The sequence below is a fragment of the Lysinibacillus sp. FSL K6-4013 genome, from assembly GCF_038630435.1.
In the GTDB taxonomy this organism is placed as follows: Bacteria; Bacillota; Bacilli; order Bacillales_A; family Planococcaceae; genus Lysinibacillus; species Lysinibacillus boronitolerans.
On sequence record NZ_CP152031.1, the window covers coordinates 3146108 to 3162386 of the forward strand.

A 16279-nucleotide genomic window follows, 5' to 3' on the forward strand; every position below is an offset into this window, starting at 1 on the left:
TCAATAATAAGTTTATGATGCTAGAGTTGGATAAGGGTTAGTTGACCTTTTTCATCCATATTTAATTGTAACGCTTCGTCTATTTCAATACAAATCGGGCTGATTACCGCTTTTTTATCAGAAAAATACCAAAGACGTTCACTCGGCCCTAATAGTATATTGGCCCCGTCTTCATAGTTTCCTAGAAAATTAAGACCATCTAGTTGGATTTCCTTGTTTGCCATAGGTTTTATAGTAAATTTCGTTAACTTTTCAGCAATTGTTTGAATGTTATCTGACGTTAAATTGATTTCCCCAATATGTAACACTTGCTCTACAGAAAAATTAACGTCAGCATGTTTTGGATTTATTTCTTGTCTGGCAATAAACTCCACTATATTGCCTTCAGGATCGTAGAAATAACATGAGTAAGCTTTTAAAAATTCAAAATAGACGTCATCCTGCCCCTCTGAATCCAGCAAGCCTACATGCTCCTTTGCCCAAATCTTTGCCTGTTGAAATAGGTTACTAGGAATATTTAATGCAAAATGATATTGCTTTGGGATCTTAGAAGAAAGCTTCTCAAATGTCATCCTGCTTTCCCCCATGGCTATTGTAAAATGGTCAGCAGTTCTTTCTAACAAAGCAAAGCCTAACAGAACAACATAAAATTGCTGCATTTTTTGCACATCGTGAACATATAATTTGACCTTCGTAATCTTCATCTTTAAGCACCCCTTTACACTCCCTACTATACAAGTAGCTGATAAGAATGGCTTCATGCGAAAGAATGAAGTTTACTTTAGTGCAGTTAAAGTAGCTCTCGGTCTCCCTTGCTATTTGGCTGTGATATCACGAGGAATTCTACATCTTCTTGTGAATCGTTTCGCATTTGATGTGGTAAATTTGGAGGAATTTCTATTCCCTCATGTTGCTTTAACTCAATTCTTTGATCATTCAGTTCTATTGTAGCTGTGCCTGAAAGAATAAAGAAAAACTGCTGTGCATGATGGTGGTAATGATTTACCTCAGCTGTTTGAGCAGGCATACGTTCATGTATAACACTAAGGTCCGTATTTTGTACAAGATGCCAGCCATCACACTGTGCTCCCCATTGATAGTGTGGTGCTAATGCTTTGTTAATTTTCATCCATACTCTTCCTTTCTTGTGAAATATATTTGAGAGGAGGAATGTCCATGATTCTTGTTAATTTCCCTCATCCAATAAATTCAGCTAAGCTAATTTTCCTTTTTTGGTAATCTGCACGGATATGCTGTAACTCGGCCTCTAACTTTAAGGCACCCGCTTCAACTCCCCTATAAATCACTAGTGGGGGTTGCTCTAAAGCCTCTCTTGCTTGCGAATAATCATAAGATAGAATTTTTTTTAGCAACAATAATGTCTTTAGTTTCTCTTTTCCTTCCCCAGTAATCGTTAGTTCATAGTACGCTACAGGAATGTCTACAGGCAACATATCCTCACAACTAGATGGAATTAGTACACTTTCCAGGAACATAATTAGATTGTCGTAAGCCATTGTAAAATGCCAACTGCCTGTCCCATGAGGAGCAGTAAAAATAGCTGTATCTCCTCTTGATAAATCCAGACAATAGGGATCACCTTCATCTGTTGCGATAACTAAATAATTCTGTGGCCAATCCTCAATCATCTCATCTGTCACTGGATTATAATTATAGCCCTCCTGTCCACGTATTAAATCCCTTGCTCCATAGATCTTTAGATTAATATAATCACCTGTATCCCATGTAACCCTTTCAACGACATAATGTCTCAAAAAATAGACATACTCCGCTGGCAATAACCACCCACTATCCACAAAATGGCTAATATCCTCTTCAGGTTGATGATAAAAAAACATTGGATAGGCCGACCCCTGCTCGTGAATCCCTTCGATATAATCACGCATTTGCTCTAATACTGCATCGAGTTTCTCCTCTAAATCTTTCAATGGAATTCTCTCCTTTTCGTTATCAAGTGTTTTTCTTAGTATTTTATCATATCCCATCATTAACCAATTTAGGGGAACATGATATAATCATTAAAATAGACCTGTAGTAGGCATAATTGAACAAAAATAACGGATGGGAGCGATTTGTCATGTCACAACATTTGAATGAACAGACAATACAGCAAGCCAACACGGAATTTTTGAAAGCACTTCGGTATTTAGATTATGGCAAGGTATCACAGGCGGAAGAATGTCTCAAACAAGCCATCCATTTAGCAAAGCTGGTGAATGACCATATCACATTTATTCGTGCTGCGATTTGTTATGGAGAGATGCTATGGCATGCTGAAAAATATGATGCCTCCGATCATTGGTTACAGCTGGCACTTGATCGATCGACCGCACTACAGCTAGAAATGGGTGATTTACTAAATGTTGAAGTGGGACGAGCTCAATCTTTATTAAAAAATAGAAGACGTTCATCATAAGGAGCAAGCAATCATGAAATTACTTATTAGACGTCCAGAACAATCGGACATCCAGGCGTTACACCAATTCTTTTATCTTGTCATTCAGGATACTTATGCAAAGGAAGGGATTGCCGAGCTAGTGGACGATCAACAGCATGAATGGGAAACGAAAAAACAGTACGTAGCAATGGACTTAGAGAGCCAGGGCGAAAAAAGATTTTTCTGGTTAGCTTTGAACGAAGAAACAAATGAAATAATAGGCACTATCGAATATGGTGAAGCCAACGAAATCATTCAACAGACGATTAAAGAAAATCTATTCGATTGTCCAGAAATCGGTACCGTATTTGTTCATCCAGATTACCAAAATCGCGGTATTGGCACCATGCTACTACAGAAAATGCTAATGACGTTAGAAAATCGAAGGGTTCCTGCTTTTTGTTTAGATAGTGGGTATAAACAAGCACAAGTCATCTGGCAGAAAAAATTTGGCCAGCCAGATTTTGTACTTGAAAACTATTGGGGAGCAAATAATCATCATATGATATGGAAACGCGCATTACCCTTTGGATTTTAGAAGTAAATGCTCTATCAGAATACACATGTAAAAACAAATCTTTAGACAATAACATGCTTTTTGCATACAATATAAAACACTTTCCCAAAAGATTTACAGGGTCGTTATTAGGAATTACACACAAGCTTCGTGGTTAGGGTATGACAAATTACAATGAATACTCAGTGTGACTTCATTAAAGTTGACACACTTAGCTTTCAAGCGTTACCATCTGATGAAAATCATTCTAATAAAAATTTACGTGACTCTCGATTAAGTGGATTAAGACTCTAAAAAAGACGTTGAATCAATGATGATTGATAAGCAATAAAGAGATTAAAAATGCTAATACTTATTATGTTTGGAGGGAAATGAAATGTTAAAATTCATTGATGATTTAGCCGGTGCGGTTTTCGATGTTTTTATGTTGTTTTGTTATTTCTTTGCAGGCGTAATAATTGTAGGAGTCCCCATTTTTTTATTAGCAAAGTTTTTCCTATTGTTTCAATAAGGTTCAAACAGAATGGTCAACTATAAAAGGAATTAGTATAAACAGTGATTCCTTTTATAGTTGACGGCTATACTCAATATTAATCTAAATATTTTAATCCTCAGGTACTCATGCTTACAGTTCTATTATTTAATAAATTTATCATAGAAACGTTTAAGCATTGATAACTCTACTTAACTGTGACCATACCTAATTGCGATAAGCTGCAAGCTAAGGTAGAAACAGTTATCCAAATAGTACACATCCCTTCGTTCCAGCCTAATAAAGAAATAGATATAAAATATATTATAGTTGATGCCAAACTAACGTTTGAAGTAGTGGGTGCCTATATACCATAAAGCTCCATGTAATGTAAGAGAGAGTGAGAGAAACTCAGGACATACTGTTGCTTCGTTAGTTTCTACACCATTACTTTTATATAATTGAAAATGAAGAACCTCGAATTACCAAAAACCAGCTACTCAGTTTTAAATGAGCACTTGGTCTTTACTATTCAATTTCAAAAATGACCCAAACTTTATATCTACCTTCAATACTACTTTCTGTATAAATCCTACACTCTTTCATAGAAGCTAATCTAAAAGCAAGCGAATATGCTATTTTGTAATCTGGAGTATCATATCCGTTATAAATTCTTCCGTATATTTCATTTGCTATTGAATCTGCCCAAGTATCGGCTTCATATAGAGTATCGAAAAGTATTTCTTCTCTGTGCCATTTAATAGTCATGTCATAAACTCCTACATAGTAATAGAAATAATCTGGATGAATAATTGCATTTGCAAATAATTCATTTTTTTAAAAATTAGGGAGATTGCAATTAAAAAGGGATATTAATATAAAATTATATGAAAGACTATAAAATTATTTCTAGTATTAAGAAAAGGTGGAAGTAATATGAATTCAATATGCAAATCATTAATTTTAGCAGTGGTAGTAGGGTTATACGTATACATAGCCAGTAAAAATGAAAATAGTGTGCTTCTAAATTTTGTTATACTTTATATTATAATTTCAACAGTTTATTTATTATTCAGAAAGATTGAAAAAGAAAAAGAGTAAGGAAAGATAGCTTAATTAAAAGCAGGCGATTCGAGACCTTTGAAAAGATTCACTGTAAATTATCTGAAAAGAAAGCAGTTGATGGTAGCCAAAACAAAAAATGCCCTGGTACTTAATAAAAACGAGTAACTGGGCATTATTATTACTAATTACTACGTTGTGTACCATTCTTTACGACATACATGATAATGGAAACAATAAAAACTATTCAAAAAAGATTAGGACACAGCAGATCAGCTATTACTGAAAACTGCTATGTCCGTTTATCACAGAAGATAGATACTTCCGATATTTTTGATTCCATCGCTAAAGATTTATAAATTGCTGGCACAATTTCAATGCAGTCGCAAATCGGTGGCAATCTCCACTCAACTGCTACAAAACTATTTGCTTAAACCCCTATAAACCCTGTTATATCGATATTACTTCGAATCATCCATCTTCAGCACAGCCATGAATGCCTCTTGAGGGACTTCAACTGAGCCTACTTGTTTCATACGTTTTTTACCTTCTTTTTGTTTATCAAGAAGTTTTCGTTTACGAGAAATATCTCCACCGTAACATTTCGCTAATACGTTTTTACGGATGGCTTTAATTGTTGAACGCGCCACGATTTTTTGTCCAACTGCTGCTTGAATTGGTACTTCAAATTGTTGGCGTGGGATTAATTCTTTTAATTTTTCTACGATGATTTTGCCTCGATCGTAGGCAAAGTCACGGTGTACGATAAAGCTTAGTGCATCGACTTGCTCACCATTTAGTAAAATATCCATTTTCACTAACTTAGATGGCTGGTAACCAATAAGCTCATAGTCGAATGATGCATAGCCCTTTGTATTTGATTTTAAATAGTCAAAGAAATCATAGACAATTTCTGATAATGGCATTTCATATATAATACTTACACGCGATGTATCAATATAATCCATCGTCATGAAATTACCACGCTTCATTTGACAAAGTTCCATAACCGCTCCCACATAATCATTTGGTACCATGATTGTTGCTTTCACATATGGTTCCTCGACACGATCAATTTTTTGCGGATCTGGCATAAAGGATGGATTATCGACTTTAAGCTCAGTACCATCTGTCATATGAACATTGTAAATTACGGAAGGTGCTGTTGTAATTAAGTCGATATTAAATTCACGCTCAATACGCTCCTGAATAATTTCCATATGTAGTAATCCTAAGAATCCACAGCGGAAACCGAAACCAAGTGCTTGCGATGTCTCTGGCTCATATTGTAGAGCAGAATCATTTAACTCTAGCTTTTCTAACGCTTCACGTAAATCATTGTATTTGGCTGTATCGATTGGATACAAACCGCAGTATACCATTGGGTTTAAGCGACGATAACCAGCTAATGGCTCAGCTGCAGGACGATTTGCATAGGTTACAGTATCCCCTACCCGTGTGTCACCTACATTTTTGATAGATGCGGTTAAGTAACCTACATCACCCACTGTTAATTCAGCCTGTGGCACAACTTTTGGTGTATGTACCCCAACTTCAATAACCTCGAATTCCGCACCTGTTGCCATCATGCGAATTTTATCGCCAGGCTTAACAGTACCATTGATGACACGAATCGAAATGATAACACCTTTATAGGCATCGTAAACAGAGTCAAAAATTAAAGCTTGTAGTGGTGCATCTGGATCACCAGTTGGCGCTGGTACCTTCTCTACGATTTGCTCTAGAATATCCTCGATACCAATACCTGCTTTCGCAGAAGCTAATACTGCTTCAGAGGCATCTAATCCAATAACATCTTCTACTTCTTGACGTACACGTTCAGGGTCAGCTGCAGGTAAATCAATTTTATTGATTACAGGTAAAATTTCTAAATCATTGTCTAGTGCTAAGTAAACATTTGCTAGTGTTTGTGCTTCAATACCTTGTGCTGCGTCCACAACTAAAATGGCACCCTCACAAGCAGCTAAACTACGTGATACTTCATATGTGAAATCGACGTGTCCTGGTGTGTCGATTAAATGAAATGTATACACTTCGCCGTCTTTTGCTTCGTACTTTAATTGAACTGCATTTAACTTAATTGTAATGCCTCGCTCACGCTCTAAATCCATTGAGTCGAGGAGCTGTGCCTTCATCTCACGGGAAGTTAAAGATTTTGTTTGCTCTAAAATACGGTCAGCAAGCGTTGATTTCCCATGGTCAATATGTGCAATAATAGAGAAATTTCGTATATTCTCTTGTCGTTTTAAACGTGCTTCTCGGTTCATCTTTTCCACTCCTAATTAAACTATAATGAATTATACTATGAACATAACGCAAAGTACAACAGCAACTAGACTTGAAAGCCTATAATATCAATACTTTCAGTGTTTCATGTCGTTTTTAAATTTTACAGTATTAAGTATATAAATGCAGACAAATCAGCTATAGAATAAATATAGCTAGTGCAAATAGTTCCCCTTCCAAAGATATAGAAAAAGTCAGCTACGCAGAAAACACTGTGTATACTGACTTTTTTCATTTTATTTGTTTAAGGATTGTTGAATTAGCTTTGTTAAAACTTCTACCCCTTTTTTCTCTAAATGTACACCGTCAGGGGCAAAATATTCAGGGTGATTGATTGCTGCTGCATGCCAATCAATGAGTGTAATTCGCTCATGTTCCTGTGCTTTTTGCAGTAAAGCTTCATTCACTTTTGCTTCCCATGAACGCGGCACACGTGTATTCACTAAATATATATCAGCATTTGAAAAAGCGCCAAGGAGTGCATCCATTTGGTCAGTGGTAAAAAAACCATTTGTCCCCAATTGTAGAATGACTGCATAATTAGGTTGATTAAAACTTGCATAATTTGGTGCAAGTTTGACAGCTTGTGAAACTTGACGACCTATTTTTCCATCGATTGTAATGGTCGGATACATATTATGTAAGCTCGGTGCAATATCAATCATTAGGGAATCGCCAATGGCTAGTATGCCACGATAAAAATCATCCTTTTCAGGCTCTATAATGGTGTTATTTTCTTCTTGTTTAGGCGTTTCTATGTCCTGAACATCTTCTACTCCCTCTTCCTTGCTTGGAGAGGGCTTGTCGGTTGAGGCTTCAGCTTGTTTGTCATGCTCGTTCAACTCGGCTGTGGGCTCATCGCCATTAATTTTTATCGTTGTTGGAAACGTTTTAGATGGGTTTTGCTGGCTTTCACCCACTACACCTGTCATTCCTGTGAAAAATACAAGCAGAAAAAGTGGAGCCATAACCGTTGATATTTTTCGTGGGAAAGTTAGGCTTCCCCATTTATTTTTATTACAAATCAGATATTTTTGACAATAGACTCGGAATCCTTCTTTCCGGATGGGCATCTCAATGAAGCGATAGGATAGCTCTGCAATCATCAGGATTAGTAAAAGCTGCAGGAAGATTCGCCAATAGGAGGCATTACCAATTTCATGAATGGGTGTCCCTAAAACCATGACAGGATAATGCCATAGATAAATGCCGTAGGAACGAGAGCCTATCCAACATAATGGCTTCCATGCTAATATTTTTCCTAGTATGCTGACTGGATGACAAATACATGCAATCAACACGGCAGCATTTAAGCAAAATAAAAACATACCGCCTCTATAAAGAAAGGATTGATATTCATCAACATACACTATGCTTACTAAAAAAATAGTAAGTGCAATGAAACTCATCGTATTTAGTTTCTTCACATGGTTTGCTGCTAATTTTTGAGAAGATAGTCTTTTCATTGGCCAAACAAGGGCTAGCCAGCAGCCTATTAATAATTCAAAACAACGTGTGTCCGTTCCATAATAGACACGACTAGGATCAGCACCTGGCTGATAAAGTACCGCCATTACGAATGCTGAACAAAGGGCACCACAAAAGACAATATTTGCTAGTTTACTTTGTTTTTTAACAATAAAAAGTCCAATCATTAAGAGTAATGGCCAAATCAAGTAAAATTGTTCTTCAATAGCTAATGACCATAGGTTTTTTAAAGGTGATGGAGAACCGAAACTATCAAAATAAGAGAGTTTATGAAAAATGAACCACCAATTACTTGAATAAAAAATAGAGGACAGTGCATCCCCTCGCAAAGTATGGAGAAGCTCTTTATGAAAGAGCATTGCCCAAACAAATGATGTAACAATCATAACGTAGGCTGCTGGTAGTAGCCTTCTAAATCGTCCCACCCAAAATTTCTTTAGGCTGACTGTTAATTGATTGCCCTTTAAAGGTAAGATGGTAGAGGTAATTAAATAGCCTGATAATACAAAGAAGATATCTACTCCTAAAAAGCCACCTCTAGCCCAACTGAAGTTAAAATGATAAGCAATAACTGCTAAAACGGCTAATGCTCGAATCCCGTCTAGTCCAGGAATATAACGATGATTTAATGACTTGCCTGACATACTATTCCTTCCTTCAATAATCTCTCAATTTCGTTTCGGTAAAATGTGGTTTTTCTAGCTGTTCAGTGAGAAATTAATCTAAAAGCCGTCACGATCTCTGACAACCGCCCAGGAATTTGGAGAGAAGATGTTAGTTACATCTAATGCCACAAGAAGTAACGCTTTTTGAAGGTATTCCCTTCTGCATCAAGATAAAACCTGTTGTCACGTAGAACTTTTTAATTGATAACCATCCCCTCTCTATTATTTTTTGCTTGTTCACTTATATGTTTGACGTTTGAAATACGATAAAAGTTTGAGAGAAAAATGAAACGTTATCACTTTTTGTCTTTTAAAAATTCATATGTATGTTTGCTATAGACTTAAAAAGGCATTCCCAAAAATGGTATATACTTCAAAAGTATGTTTGCTTTATTTGCATATGCCTTCATTTAACGTTTTATCATGAAATTCGAGAGCCAACTTGAAAATTATAAGACAAGAATGGAGCAATGGAAAGACAATTAATGAGAATTATTTCTGGAAATTTTATTATCATACAATATTAAAAAAGTGAGCCCACAAGAGTCCCACTTTTTAATATGATTGATCTATTTTTTTGAATCATTGACAAACGCTTTTGAGATAGCCTTACCAATTACAGCAATCGTACGATTAACCTCTTCCTCTGTATTACCAATTCCACCTATTTCAATAATCATCATTTGCTTTGCTAAATCCTGATTGTATCGACCATCAACACCATCACCACTTTTAGAAATAACCCCTTTAGAAATTTTGGGAACGATGGCATTTAGTGTGGATGATAAACTTTCAGCATAGGCTGTATTCCAGCGGTAATTAGCATGCTCTGCACCAACGACAATAGCGATTTTCGCATAGTTTTCCCCATTATATGAGATCGTTGTAAGATCATGTTTTAATGAGTCACGATGTAAATCAAGTATTAAATCATAATTATTTGTTTCTAAATGCTTACTTAAATATGGCCTCATCACATTATAAGACTCATGATAGCCTTTACCCTCTTCTTGTAATTTCTTCATAATATCTACATCAAGAACATCCGTCTTTAAACCATTTACATTAAAATGATTCACAATCTTATCCTTCAGGCTCATAATATTGACCGTTTCATGAGAAGTCGCTACCTTACCACTCACTGCTTTTACCATCGGTTCGTATGCTTCATGCGTATGAGTAAATAACACTAACACTTTAAATGGATCCGGGTCTAGGGCTTGATCTGGTTCAGGTTCTTTCGTTTGTTCCAGTACACTTTGTTCAGCTAAATTGGTAGCAGCAAACACGACTTGCTTATCTTCTGATTGTTTGATCGGAGTCGATGCTTGCTTGTTGAACGGAAGTTGCCCAGCAATGACAGGTAATACGAAAAAGAACAATAATATACCAAATGACCATTGTAGTTTTTTTAGCAAAGTCACACCCTCCTCCCCATATCGTATGGAGGGGGAATGTTAATTAGAACGAAAATAATTTTCTTGTTTTACGCATAAATAGGCGTGTTTTAGGAGGACTACTGCTTCTTAATTTTTTATAAATCACTTGCCCAATCCATTAGCATAGAAGCCACTAATTTTGCATAGCGATCAATCCAATAGTCTGCTTCTTTTGGTGTAACCATCAATTGTGTGTGGGAGCCAGCGAAGGTTTCCTCAAACAGCTGCTGCCGCTCCTCCTTCGTCCATGTCGCCCATTCTCCAAATATAGGTTGTACTAATGTCATATCCAGTTCCTTGTTGATATCTGGTTGCCATGAGGATAATGAAAGCTTCGATGACGGTTTACTGCGTTCAGCTACACGAGCAGCTATCGAACGTAGCATTGTTTCTACCGCATCCGCAATTAATACAGGTGCATCTACTACAGTAGGGATACCAATTGCTGTTACGGGAATGCCAAGCATCTCATAGGAAATTTCTTGCCGTTGATTGCCTACTCCTGAACCTGGATGGATGCCTGTATCAGTTAATTGAATGGTTTTACAGAGTCGATTACTCGCTCTTGTAGCAAGTGCATCTACTACAATGATTAATTTCGGTTGCAGACGCTCAGCAATAGCAGCCACAAACTCACCTGTTTCGTAGCCTGTTTGTCCTGTTACCCCAGGAGCATACATGACAAATTTTTCATCAATGACATCTAAACCATGCAAATGGTCAATTAAATAGGGACCTATTGCATCGGGTGTAATGGTGCGATTACCTAAACCAACTATTAAAATTTTATCGTCCTCTTGCCAAGAAAGTGCCTCATGCATTTTTTTGAAATTTACTAGCAATTCTTGCTCAAGTTGTGCAAAGCCTTCTTGATCTTCTAATGTTAGCGTTGGGACAGACAGGGTAATATACTGCCCTTCCTTTTTGCCAATTTGCTTTTCTCCTTCAGCGTCTACTAGAACATCTGTAATTTTTACCCTACCAGCATTCCGATCTTCAATTTGAATGCCACTTGATTGTTCAAGCTTTTCTTTTTGCTCTTTGGTCTGATGGACAACTACCTCTTCTGATTCATCGATTAAATCTGTTCGTTGCCAATTAAAATTTTGCATACAGTTCACCTCAAGCTGTAGTTTGTTCAAACTGTCAAGTAAATATTCTTTGCATTTATCTATTGCAATTTAGCCAAGCGTTTGTTAAAATGATTTTTGTTGTATTGACACAAGAAATCAATGAGAAGATATCATCTCGTACCTAATTTAGGAGGTGAAATATATGCCAAACATTAAATCTGCGATTAAACGCGTAAAAGTTAACGAAAAAGCTAACATTGCTAATTCTCAAGCTAAATCTGCAATGCGTACTACAGTGAAAAAAGCTGAAAACGCTGTTGCTGCTAACGCTGAAAACAAACAAGAACTTTTACAAGCAGCTTTCAAATCTTTAGATAAAGCAGCTTCAAAAGGACTTATCCACAAAAACGCGGCGGCTCGTAAAAAGTCTCGCCTTGCTAAAAAAGCGTAATTGTTTAAAGGATCAGATACTCTATTAGGAGTAGCTGATCTTTTTAATTTTATAGAGAACCGAACATAAAAAGCTGCCCTTATCGGACAGCTTTTGTTGCCTATAATTGGCGCAATAAAAATAGCTCTAGATAGCGCTCTCGATTCCCACCAGTCGATTTTAGCTGTAAATCAACCTCTGCTAATTGATATAATGCCCGTAGCAAATTTTCTTCTGAAGGCCGATGTCGTTGCTCAATCATAAGTTTGACGCGATATGGATGAATTTTTAGATTTTTAGCGATTTGTTGTGGGTGATAACCTTTTTTTAATAAATAAAAAACATTTGACATGGTACGAACATTGGATGCTAGCAAGCCCACTAACATAATAGGCTCTTGTTTTTGTCGCAATAAATCATGATAGATGGCCAAGGCTCTGACAGAGTCATTAGCCAAATAGGCATTGAGCATTTTAAAGGCATCTTGCTCTAATGTTTTTGCCACCAAATCCTCCACTAAAGAAGTTGTAATTTCGCCACCATCACCTAAATAAAGAGTTAGCTTGTCAATTTCCATCTGTAATTGTAGCATGTTGGCTCCGACCATCGTAACAAGCAATTCAATAGCATCTTGTGTAATGCTATTACCTTGAGCTTTGACAATGCCTTGAATCCATACAGCTAAATCCTGCTCTTTTGGTGTTTCTGCTTGTATAAATAGTGCATGCTCTTTCATCATTTTAGTCACTTTTTTGCGCTCATCCAATTTTTCATAAGGAGCAATAAAAACCGTTACGGAAAAATCAGAAGGATTCGACAACCATGTTTCCAATCGTTTCACATCATGATCGATTTTTTCCTTCCCTTTCTCGGTTGCTTTTAAAAACGAAGCATTTTTAGCAATAATAAGCTTACGTTCTGAGAAAAAAGGAATGGTATCTGCTTCATCCATGACTGCATCTACTGGTACTTCTTCTAAATCAAATGTCGACATCTCCAGATCTTCTTCTGGACCCATTGCCTCTTTTAAACGTTTAATAGTTTCATCTATAAAATAGCTTTCTTCACCAACAAGCAAATATACTGGTGCAAGCTCACCTTTTTTTATTGTATTCCAAACCGTTGAAATCATAATTTCCCCTCCATCTAGCAATACTATTAGTATACATGATTTCATAGTCCTTTGTGTCTTTGACCGAATTGTGTCGATTCCTTGCCAGACGGGGAAATCACCTTTTCGATATAGCTTTTATGACCATGTTGTCTTATAATAAATAACAGAATTGGAGGGATAACAATGAATCCATTTGAAGGAAAAAACATACAATGTCGACGTAACGATGCCATCGATTCTGGTGTTGGCTTCGGTGTATCATTTGGCGTTTTCACGCTTATGTTTATTATTGCAACTATAGTAGAATTTGTATCACAGTAATTGGACTTATGCAGGAGAAGGGCCTTGGTCATTGGACAAGGCCCTTTTCATTTACGCTAACGGACCAGCGATTATCACGAATACATATTTCGATTGATCCATTCACCCCTGTTGTCCATGTCACTAAATCTCTACTGACAAAACGTTGTACTACTTCTTCATGTGGATGACCATAACGATTATGGAGACCTGCACTAAAAACGGTTAATTGGGGCTGTAGCAGCTCGACAAATTCTTCTGTGCTTGATGTCTTACTCCCATGATGCCCTGCCTTCAGCAATGTGAGATTGGCCAATAAAGGTCCATAACGCTTGATCAGCTGTTGTTCGCCATATTGCTCCAAATCCCCTGTAAATAACGCTGTAAACGCCTTTTGCTGCATGTACAGGACAAGAGAATCATCATTTCCCTCATACAAGGCGTCATCAGGCCATAAGTAATAAAAATCTGTATCCCCTACATGCCACGAAGTCCCCTTCATTTTTTCTTTAATAGGAATATGTCGCTTATTTGCTTCTCGCAATAAATCATCCATTAAAGGCTCATTCAATGAACCAGGTGTAACGTGTATTTCCTTCATGTTAATCTCTTGTAAGACTTCCTCTGCTCCTTCAATATGATCTGCGTCTGCATGCGAAGCAATAAAAATATCGATAGTTCGTATACCCTTGCCTTTTAAAAATGGGACCACGACTTGCTTCCCTACCTCATATGGACTATCTGCTTTCTTCCACGATGCCTGCTCAAAGCGCAATACTCCACCTGTATCTATAACATAGACAGCTCGTCTAAAAGGCAATTCAATGACAATACTATCTCCTTGCCCTACATTTAAGAAGGTAATCTTTGTTTCGTTATACAACATGGGTGCCAAATGAATCCAAATAACAGGGATGACAAGGATCAAAATAGCTTTCCTGAATCTTTTTATTTCCAAATAATAGAAGCTCGCTAAAACACTTAACATCGCCACGCAGCTCAGCCAAATAGATGGTTTGCCTGGTGACCATAATTGCCAAGGAAGCTCTTGCATATAAAAGATTACTTCGGTCAGCCAATTACGCAGCGGTTCATAGCCAGCAAATAGGACATTAGCAAGTGGTAAAGAAAGATAAGATAGCACAAAGGCAATCATGTTAAAGGGTAATATAATAAAGGAAAACAGTGGAACAAAAACAATATTGACAAAAAACGAGGATAAAGATAATTCATAAAAATGATGGAGTAATAGTGGGTAAACGAGCAGTTGGCACACGAATGTGATAAAAAAAGAACGACCTAGCCAAGTTCTTGTCTGCTTAAAAATAATACCAGAATAAAGAAGACTAGCGGTTGCTAAATAGGATAGCTGGAAACCAATTTGGAAAATAACACCTGGCTCAAGCAAAACAAAGCCTATAAAGCTAATAGCTAATGCATCATCGATCGAAAGAACCCACTTAAAAAAGCGCAGTAACATCATCAATTCTACTACAGAAACAGCACGCCATACGGAAGGTGCTCCCCCTGCAATAACTCCATAAACCGGTAAGAGGATCAATAGCACGATAGTAGCCATTTCCTTGCGAACTCTTATTCTAAGTAATCCTTCAAAAAAGAGCCAAGACATCAGCGCGACATGTAGCCCAGAAATCGCAAATAAATGGGTAATACCAAGCTTTTGATAGGCACGCTGCAGTTCATCCTCCATCTGATCTTGCACCCCTATTAAAAGTGCTTGAGCCTCTGCTACAAGTGATTTTGGAAAAGTCCTCTCTATATGCTTTTTCATTTTGTGTCTTACTTCGGCAAGAATCGTGAAGATGGAGGTTCGTTTTCCTACATAATGCCAATTCGTGATTTCAACAACGCCTGTTGCTCCTTTGCTCGTTAAATAGTTTGACATGGAAAAGGCATAAGCATGTGCAGATGGAGAGGGAGTCACGAGTTCACCTTTTGCAGAATACGTCATTCCAGTTAATGAGGTATTTTCATAAAAATTTTTCTCTTGTTCCGAGGAAAAAGTATAAACTACGTAAAGTTTTTGGCCATTTGTTGTTGTAGCAAACCCACGGAGTTTTTGCCCGTTTATTTTATAGTCACTTGACCAAGTTATAGGGAAGGTTGACGGTAAAGGGGAAGGTTCCGTCAGATGATTGATAGAAAGGAAAAAATAAGTTAGTAGACCACTAGTTAGCACAAAAATTGCAAGAAAACGTGACTCACCTTTTATGGTGAGCCACAGGACTAGTAGCAGTAAAAAAATGAGTAGCCATGCTGATTTGTATACTGCAATAGCAGCTATCAATACAGCAAGAGCTACCATAATCCATCTATGCTTTAAAGCTTGATGCCAAATAATGCACTCACCTTCTGTTCATATGGGAGCAATTTTTCAGCAGATACCCCACTCTCGCGAAGCTCGTGCAGCATTTCTGTATACAAAGCTAGTTTGTCATCTCGTAAAAAATCAATTTTACGTTCATCAAAGGGTACATGAACTACTTCCACTCCAGCTTTTGCAAATAACTCCTGTGCATATGGATTATTTTTATAATCTGTTGCGTAATACACACGTTCTATGCCAGCTTGAATGATAGATTTTGTACATGGTAAACATGGAAAATGTGTTACATACAAATCAGCACCTTTTGTCGGTGTTCCATATTTAGCACATTGCAGTAAGGCATTCATTTCAGCATGCACGGTACGGACGCAATGATTATCAACCACATAGCACCCTTTTTCGATACAATGCTCGTCCCCTGTAATGGAACCGTTATAACCACCTGCAATGATGCGTTTGTCCCGTACAACAGTTGCTCCTACAGCTAGTCTTGTACATGTACTACGTAATGCGAGTAAATGGCTTTGTGCCATAAAAAATTGATCCCAAGTAATTCGCTCCATATGACTACCTCCAAAAATTGTCTAACTAATTAACTTTCTCTTGC

General features: G+C 37.1%; 16 protein-coding genes. 5 read left to right on the top strand and 11 right to left on the bottom strand.

The annotated features are described in order from the left end of the window. Positions 1 to 20 precede the first annotated feature (20 nt). From MHB39_RS15570 to MHB39_RS15580, 3 genes are all read right to left on the bottom strand, one after another. On the bottom strand, positions 21 to 704 hold the full coding sequence (locus tag MHB39_RS15570) for a VOC family protein (RefSeq protein ID WP_339280176.1): 684 nt from the start codon (positions 702 to 704) through the stop codon (positions 21 to 23). Positions 705 to 790: 86 nt separating this feature from the next. After that, complete coding sequence (locus tag MHB39_RS15575) at positions 791 to 1129, bottom strand: cupin domain-containing protein (protein ID WP_016992478.1); 339 nt, start codon at positions 1127 to 1129, stop codon at positions 791 to 793. Between the two features lie 67 nt (positions 1130 to 1196). Beyond that, entirely contained in the window at positions 1197 to 1949 is a 753-nt protein-coding gene (locus tag MHB39_RS15580; RefSeq protein WP_339280177.1) for an SMI1/KNR4 family protein, read from the bottom strand. 149 nt (positions 1950 to 2098) lie between these two features. Here MHB39_RS15580 and MHB39_RS15585 point away from each other — a divergent pair, with 149 nt between their 5' ends. From MHB39_RS15585 to MHB39_RS15595, 3 genes are all read left to right on the top strand, one after another. Continuing rightward, a complete protein-coding gene (locus MHB39_RS15585; RefSeq protein WP_016992481.1) occupies positions 2099 to 2437 on the top strand; it encodes a hypothetical protein in 339 nt (112 codons plus the stop codon). A 10-nt stretch (positions 2438 to 2447) separates the two neighbouring features. Then, positions 2448 to 2996, top strand: coding sequence for a GNAT family N-acetyltransferase (locus tag MHB39_RS15590; protein WP_339281019.1), 549 nt, complete (start codon positions 2448 to 2450; stop codon positions 2994 to 2996). A gap of 355 nt (positions 2997 to 3351) precedes the next feature. Then, positions 3352 to 3486 (top strand): hypothetical protein, encoded by a 135-nt coding sequence (locus tag MHB39_RS15595; RefSeq protein ID WP_016992482.1) that lies wholly within the window; start codon positions 3352 to 3354, stop codon positions 3484 to 3486. A gap of 489 nt (positions 3487 to 3975) precedes the next feature. Here MHB39_RS15595 and MHB39_RS15600 read toward each other — a convergent pair whose 3' ends face one another. The 5 genes from MHB39_RS15600 to gpr all read right to left on the bottom strand — a co-directional run bounded on the left by MHB39_RS15600 (position 3976) and on the right by gpr (position 11520). Beyond that, positions 3976 to 4215, bottom strand: coding sequence for a hypothetical protein (locus tag MHB39_RS15600; protein ID WP_016992483.1), 240 nt, complete (start codon positions 4213 to 4215; stop codon positions 3976 to 3978). Between the two features lie 755 nt (positions 4216 to 4970). Further along, a complete protein-coding gene (gene lepA, locus MHB39_RS15605; protein ID WP_004226914.1) occupies positions 4971 to 6797 on the bottom strand; it encodes a translation elongation factor 4 in 1827 nt (608 codons plus the stop codon). 255 nt (positions 6798 to 7052) lie between these two features. Beyond that, positions 7053 to 8948: an acyltransferase family protein gene (locus tag MHB39_RS15610; protein ID WP_312126002.1), complete on the bottom strand. Its 1896-nt coding sequence runs from the start codon at positions 8946 to 8948 to the stop codon at positions 7053 to 7055. Positions 8949 to 9538: 590 nt separating this feature from the next. Then, positions 9539 to 10393: a stage II sporulation protein P gene (gene spoIIP, locus MHB39_RS15615; protein WP_312126003.1), complete on the bottom strand. Its 855-nt coding sequence runs from the start codon at positions 10391 to 10393 to the stop codon at positions 9539 to 9541. A 110-nt stretch (positions 10394 to 10503) separates the two neighbouring features. Next, on the bottom strand, positions 10504 to 11520 hold the full coding sequence (gene gpr, locus MHB39_RS15620) for a GPR endopeptidase (protein WP_312126005.1): 1017 nt from the start codon (positions 11518 to 11520) through the stop codon (positions 10504 to 10506). 163 nt (positions 11521 to 11683) lie between these two features. Between gpr and rpsT the strand changes: the two genes are divergently transcribed. Continuing rightward, positions 11684 to 11932: a 30S ribosomal protein S20 gene (gene rpsT, locus MHB39_RS15625; RefSeq protein ID WP_004226906.1), complete on the top strand. Its 249-nt coding sequence runs from the start codon at positions 11684 to 11686 to the stop codon at positions 11930 to 11932. A gap of 100 nt (positions 11933 to 12032) precedes the next feature. On the opposite strand, the gene holA is transcribed toward rpsT, so the two are convergent. Continuing rightward, positions 12033 to 13043, bottom strand: coding sequence for a DNA polymerase III subunit delta (gene holA, locus MHB39_RS15630; protein ID WP_342544477.1), 1011 nt, complete (start codon positions 13041 to 13043; stop codon positions 12033 to 12035). Between the two features lie 165 nt (positions 13044 to 13208). Here holA and MHB39_RS15635 point away from each other — a divergent pair, with 165 nt between their 5' ends. After that, entirely contained in the window at positions 13209 to 13346 is a 138-nt protein-coding gene (locus MHB39_RS15635) for a YqzM family protein (RefSeq protein WP_004226902.1), read from the top strand. Positions 13347 to 13374: 28 nt separating this feature from the next. Here MHB39_RS15635 and MHB39_RS15640 read toward each other — a convergent pair whose 3' ends face one another. Together MHB39_RS15640 and MHB39_RS15645 are read right to left on the bottom strand one after the other, a co-directional pair. Further along, the gene (locus MHB39_RS15640) at positions 13375 to 15651 is read right to left on the bottom strand and encodes a DNA internalization-related competence protein ComEC/Rec2 (RefSeq protein WP_342544478.1); all 2277 of its coding nucleotides are present in this window, start codon (positions 15649 to 15651) and stop codon (positions 13375 to 13377) included. 14 nt (positions 15652 to 15665) lie between these two features. Next, the gene (locus MHB39_RS15645; RefSeq protein ID WP_004226897.1) at positions 15666 to 16235 is read right to left on the bottom strand and encodes a ComE operon protein 2; all 570 of its coding nucleotides are present in this window, start codon (positions 16233 to 16235) and stop codon (positions 15666 to 15668) included. Positions 16236 to 16279 lie beyond the last annotated feature (44 nt).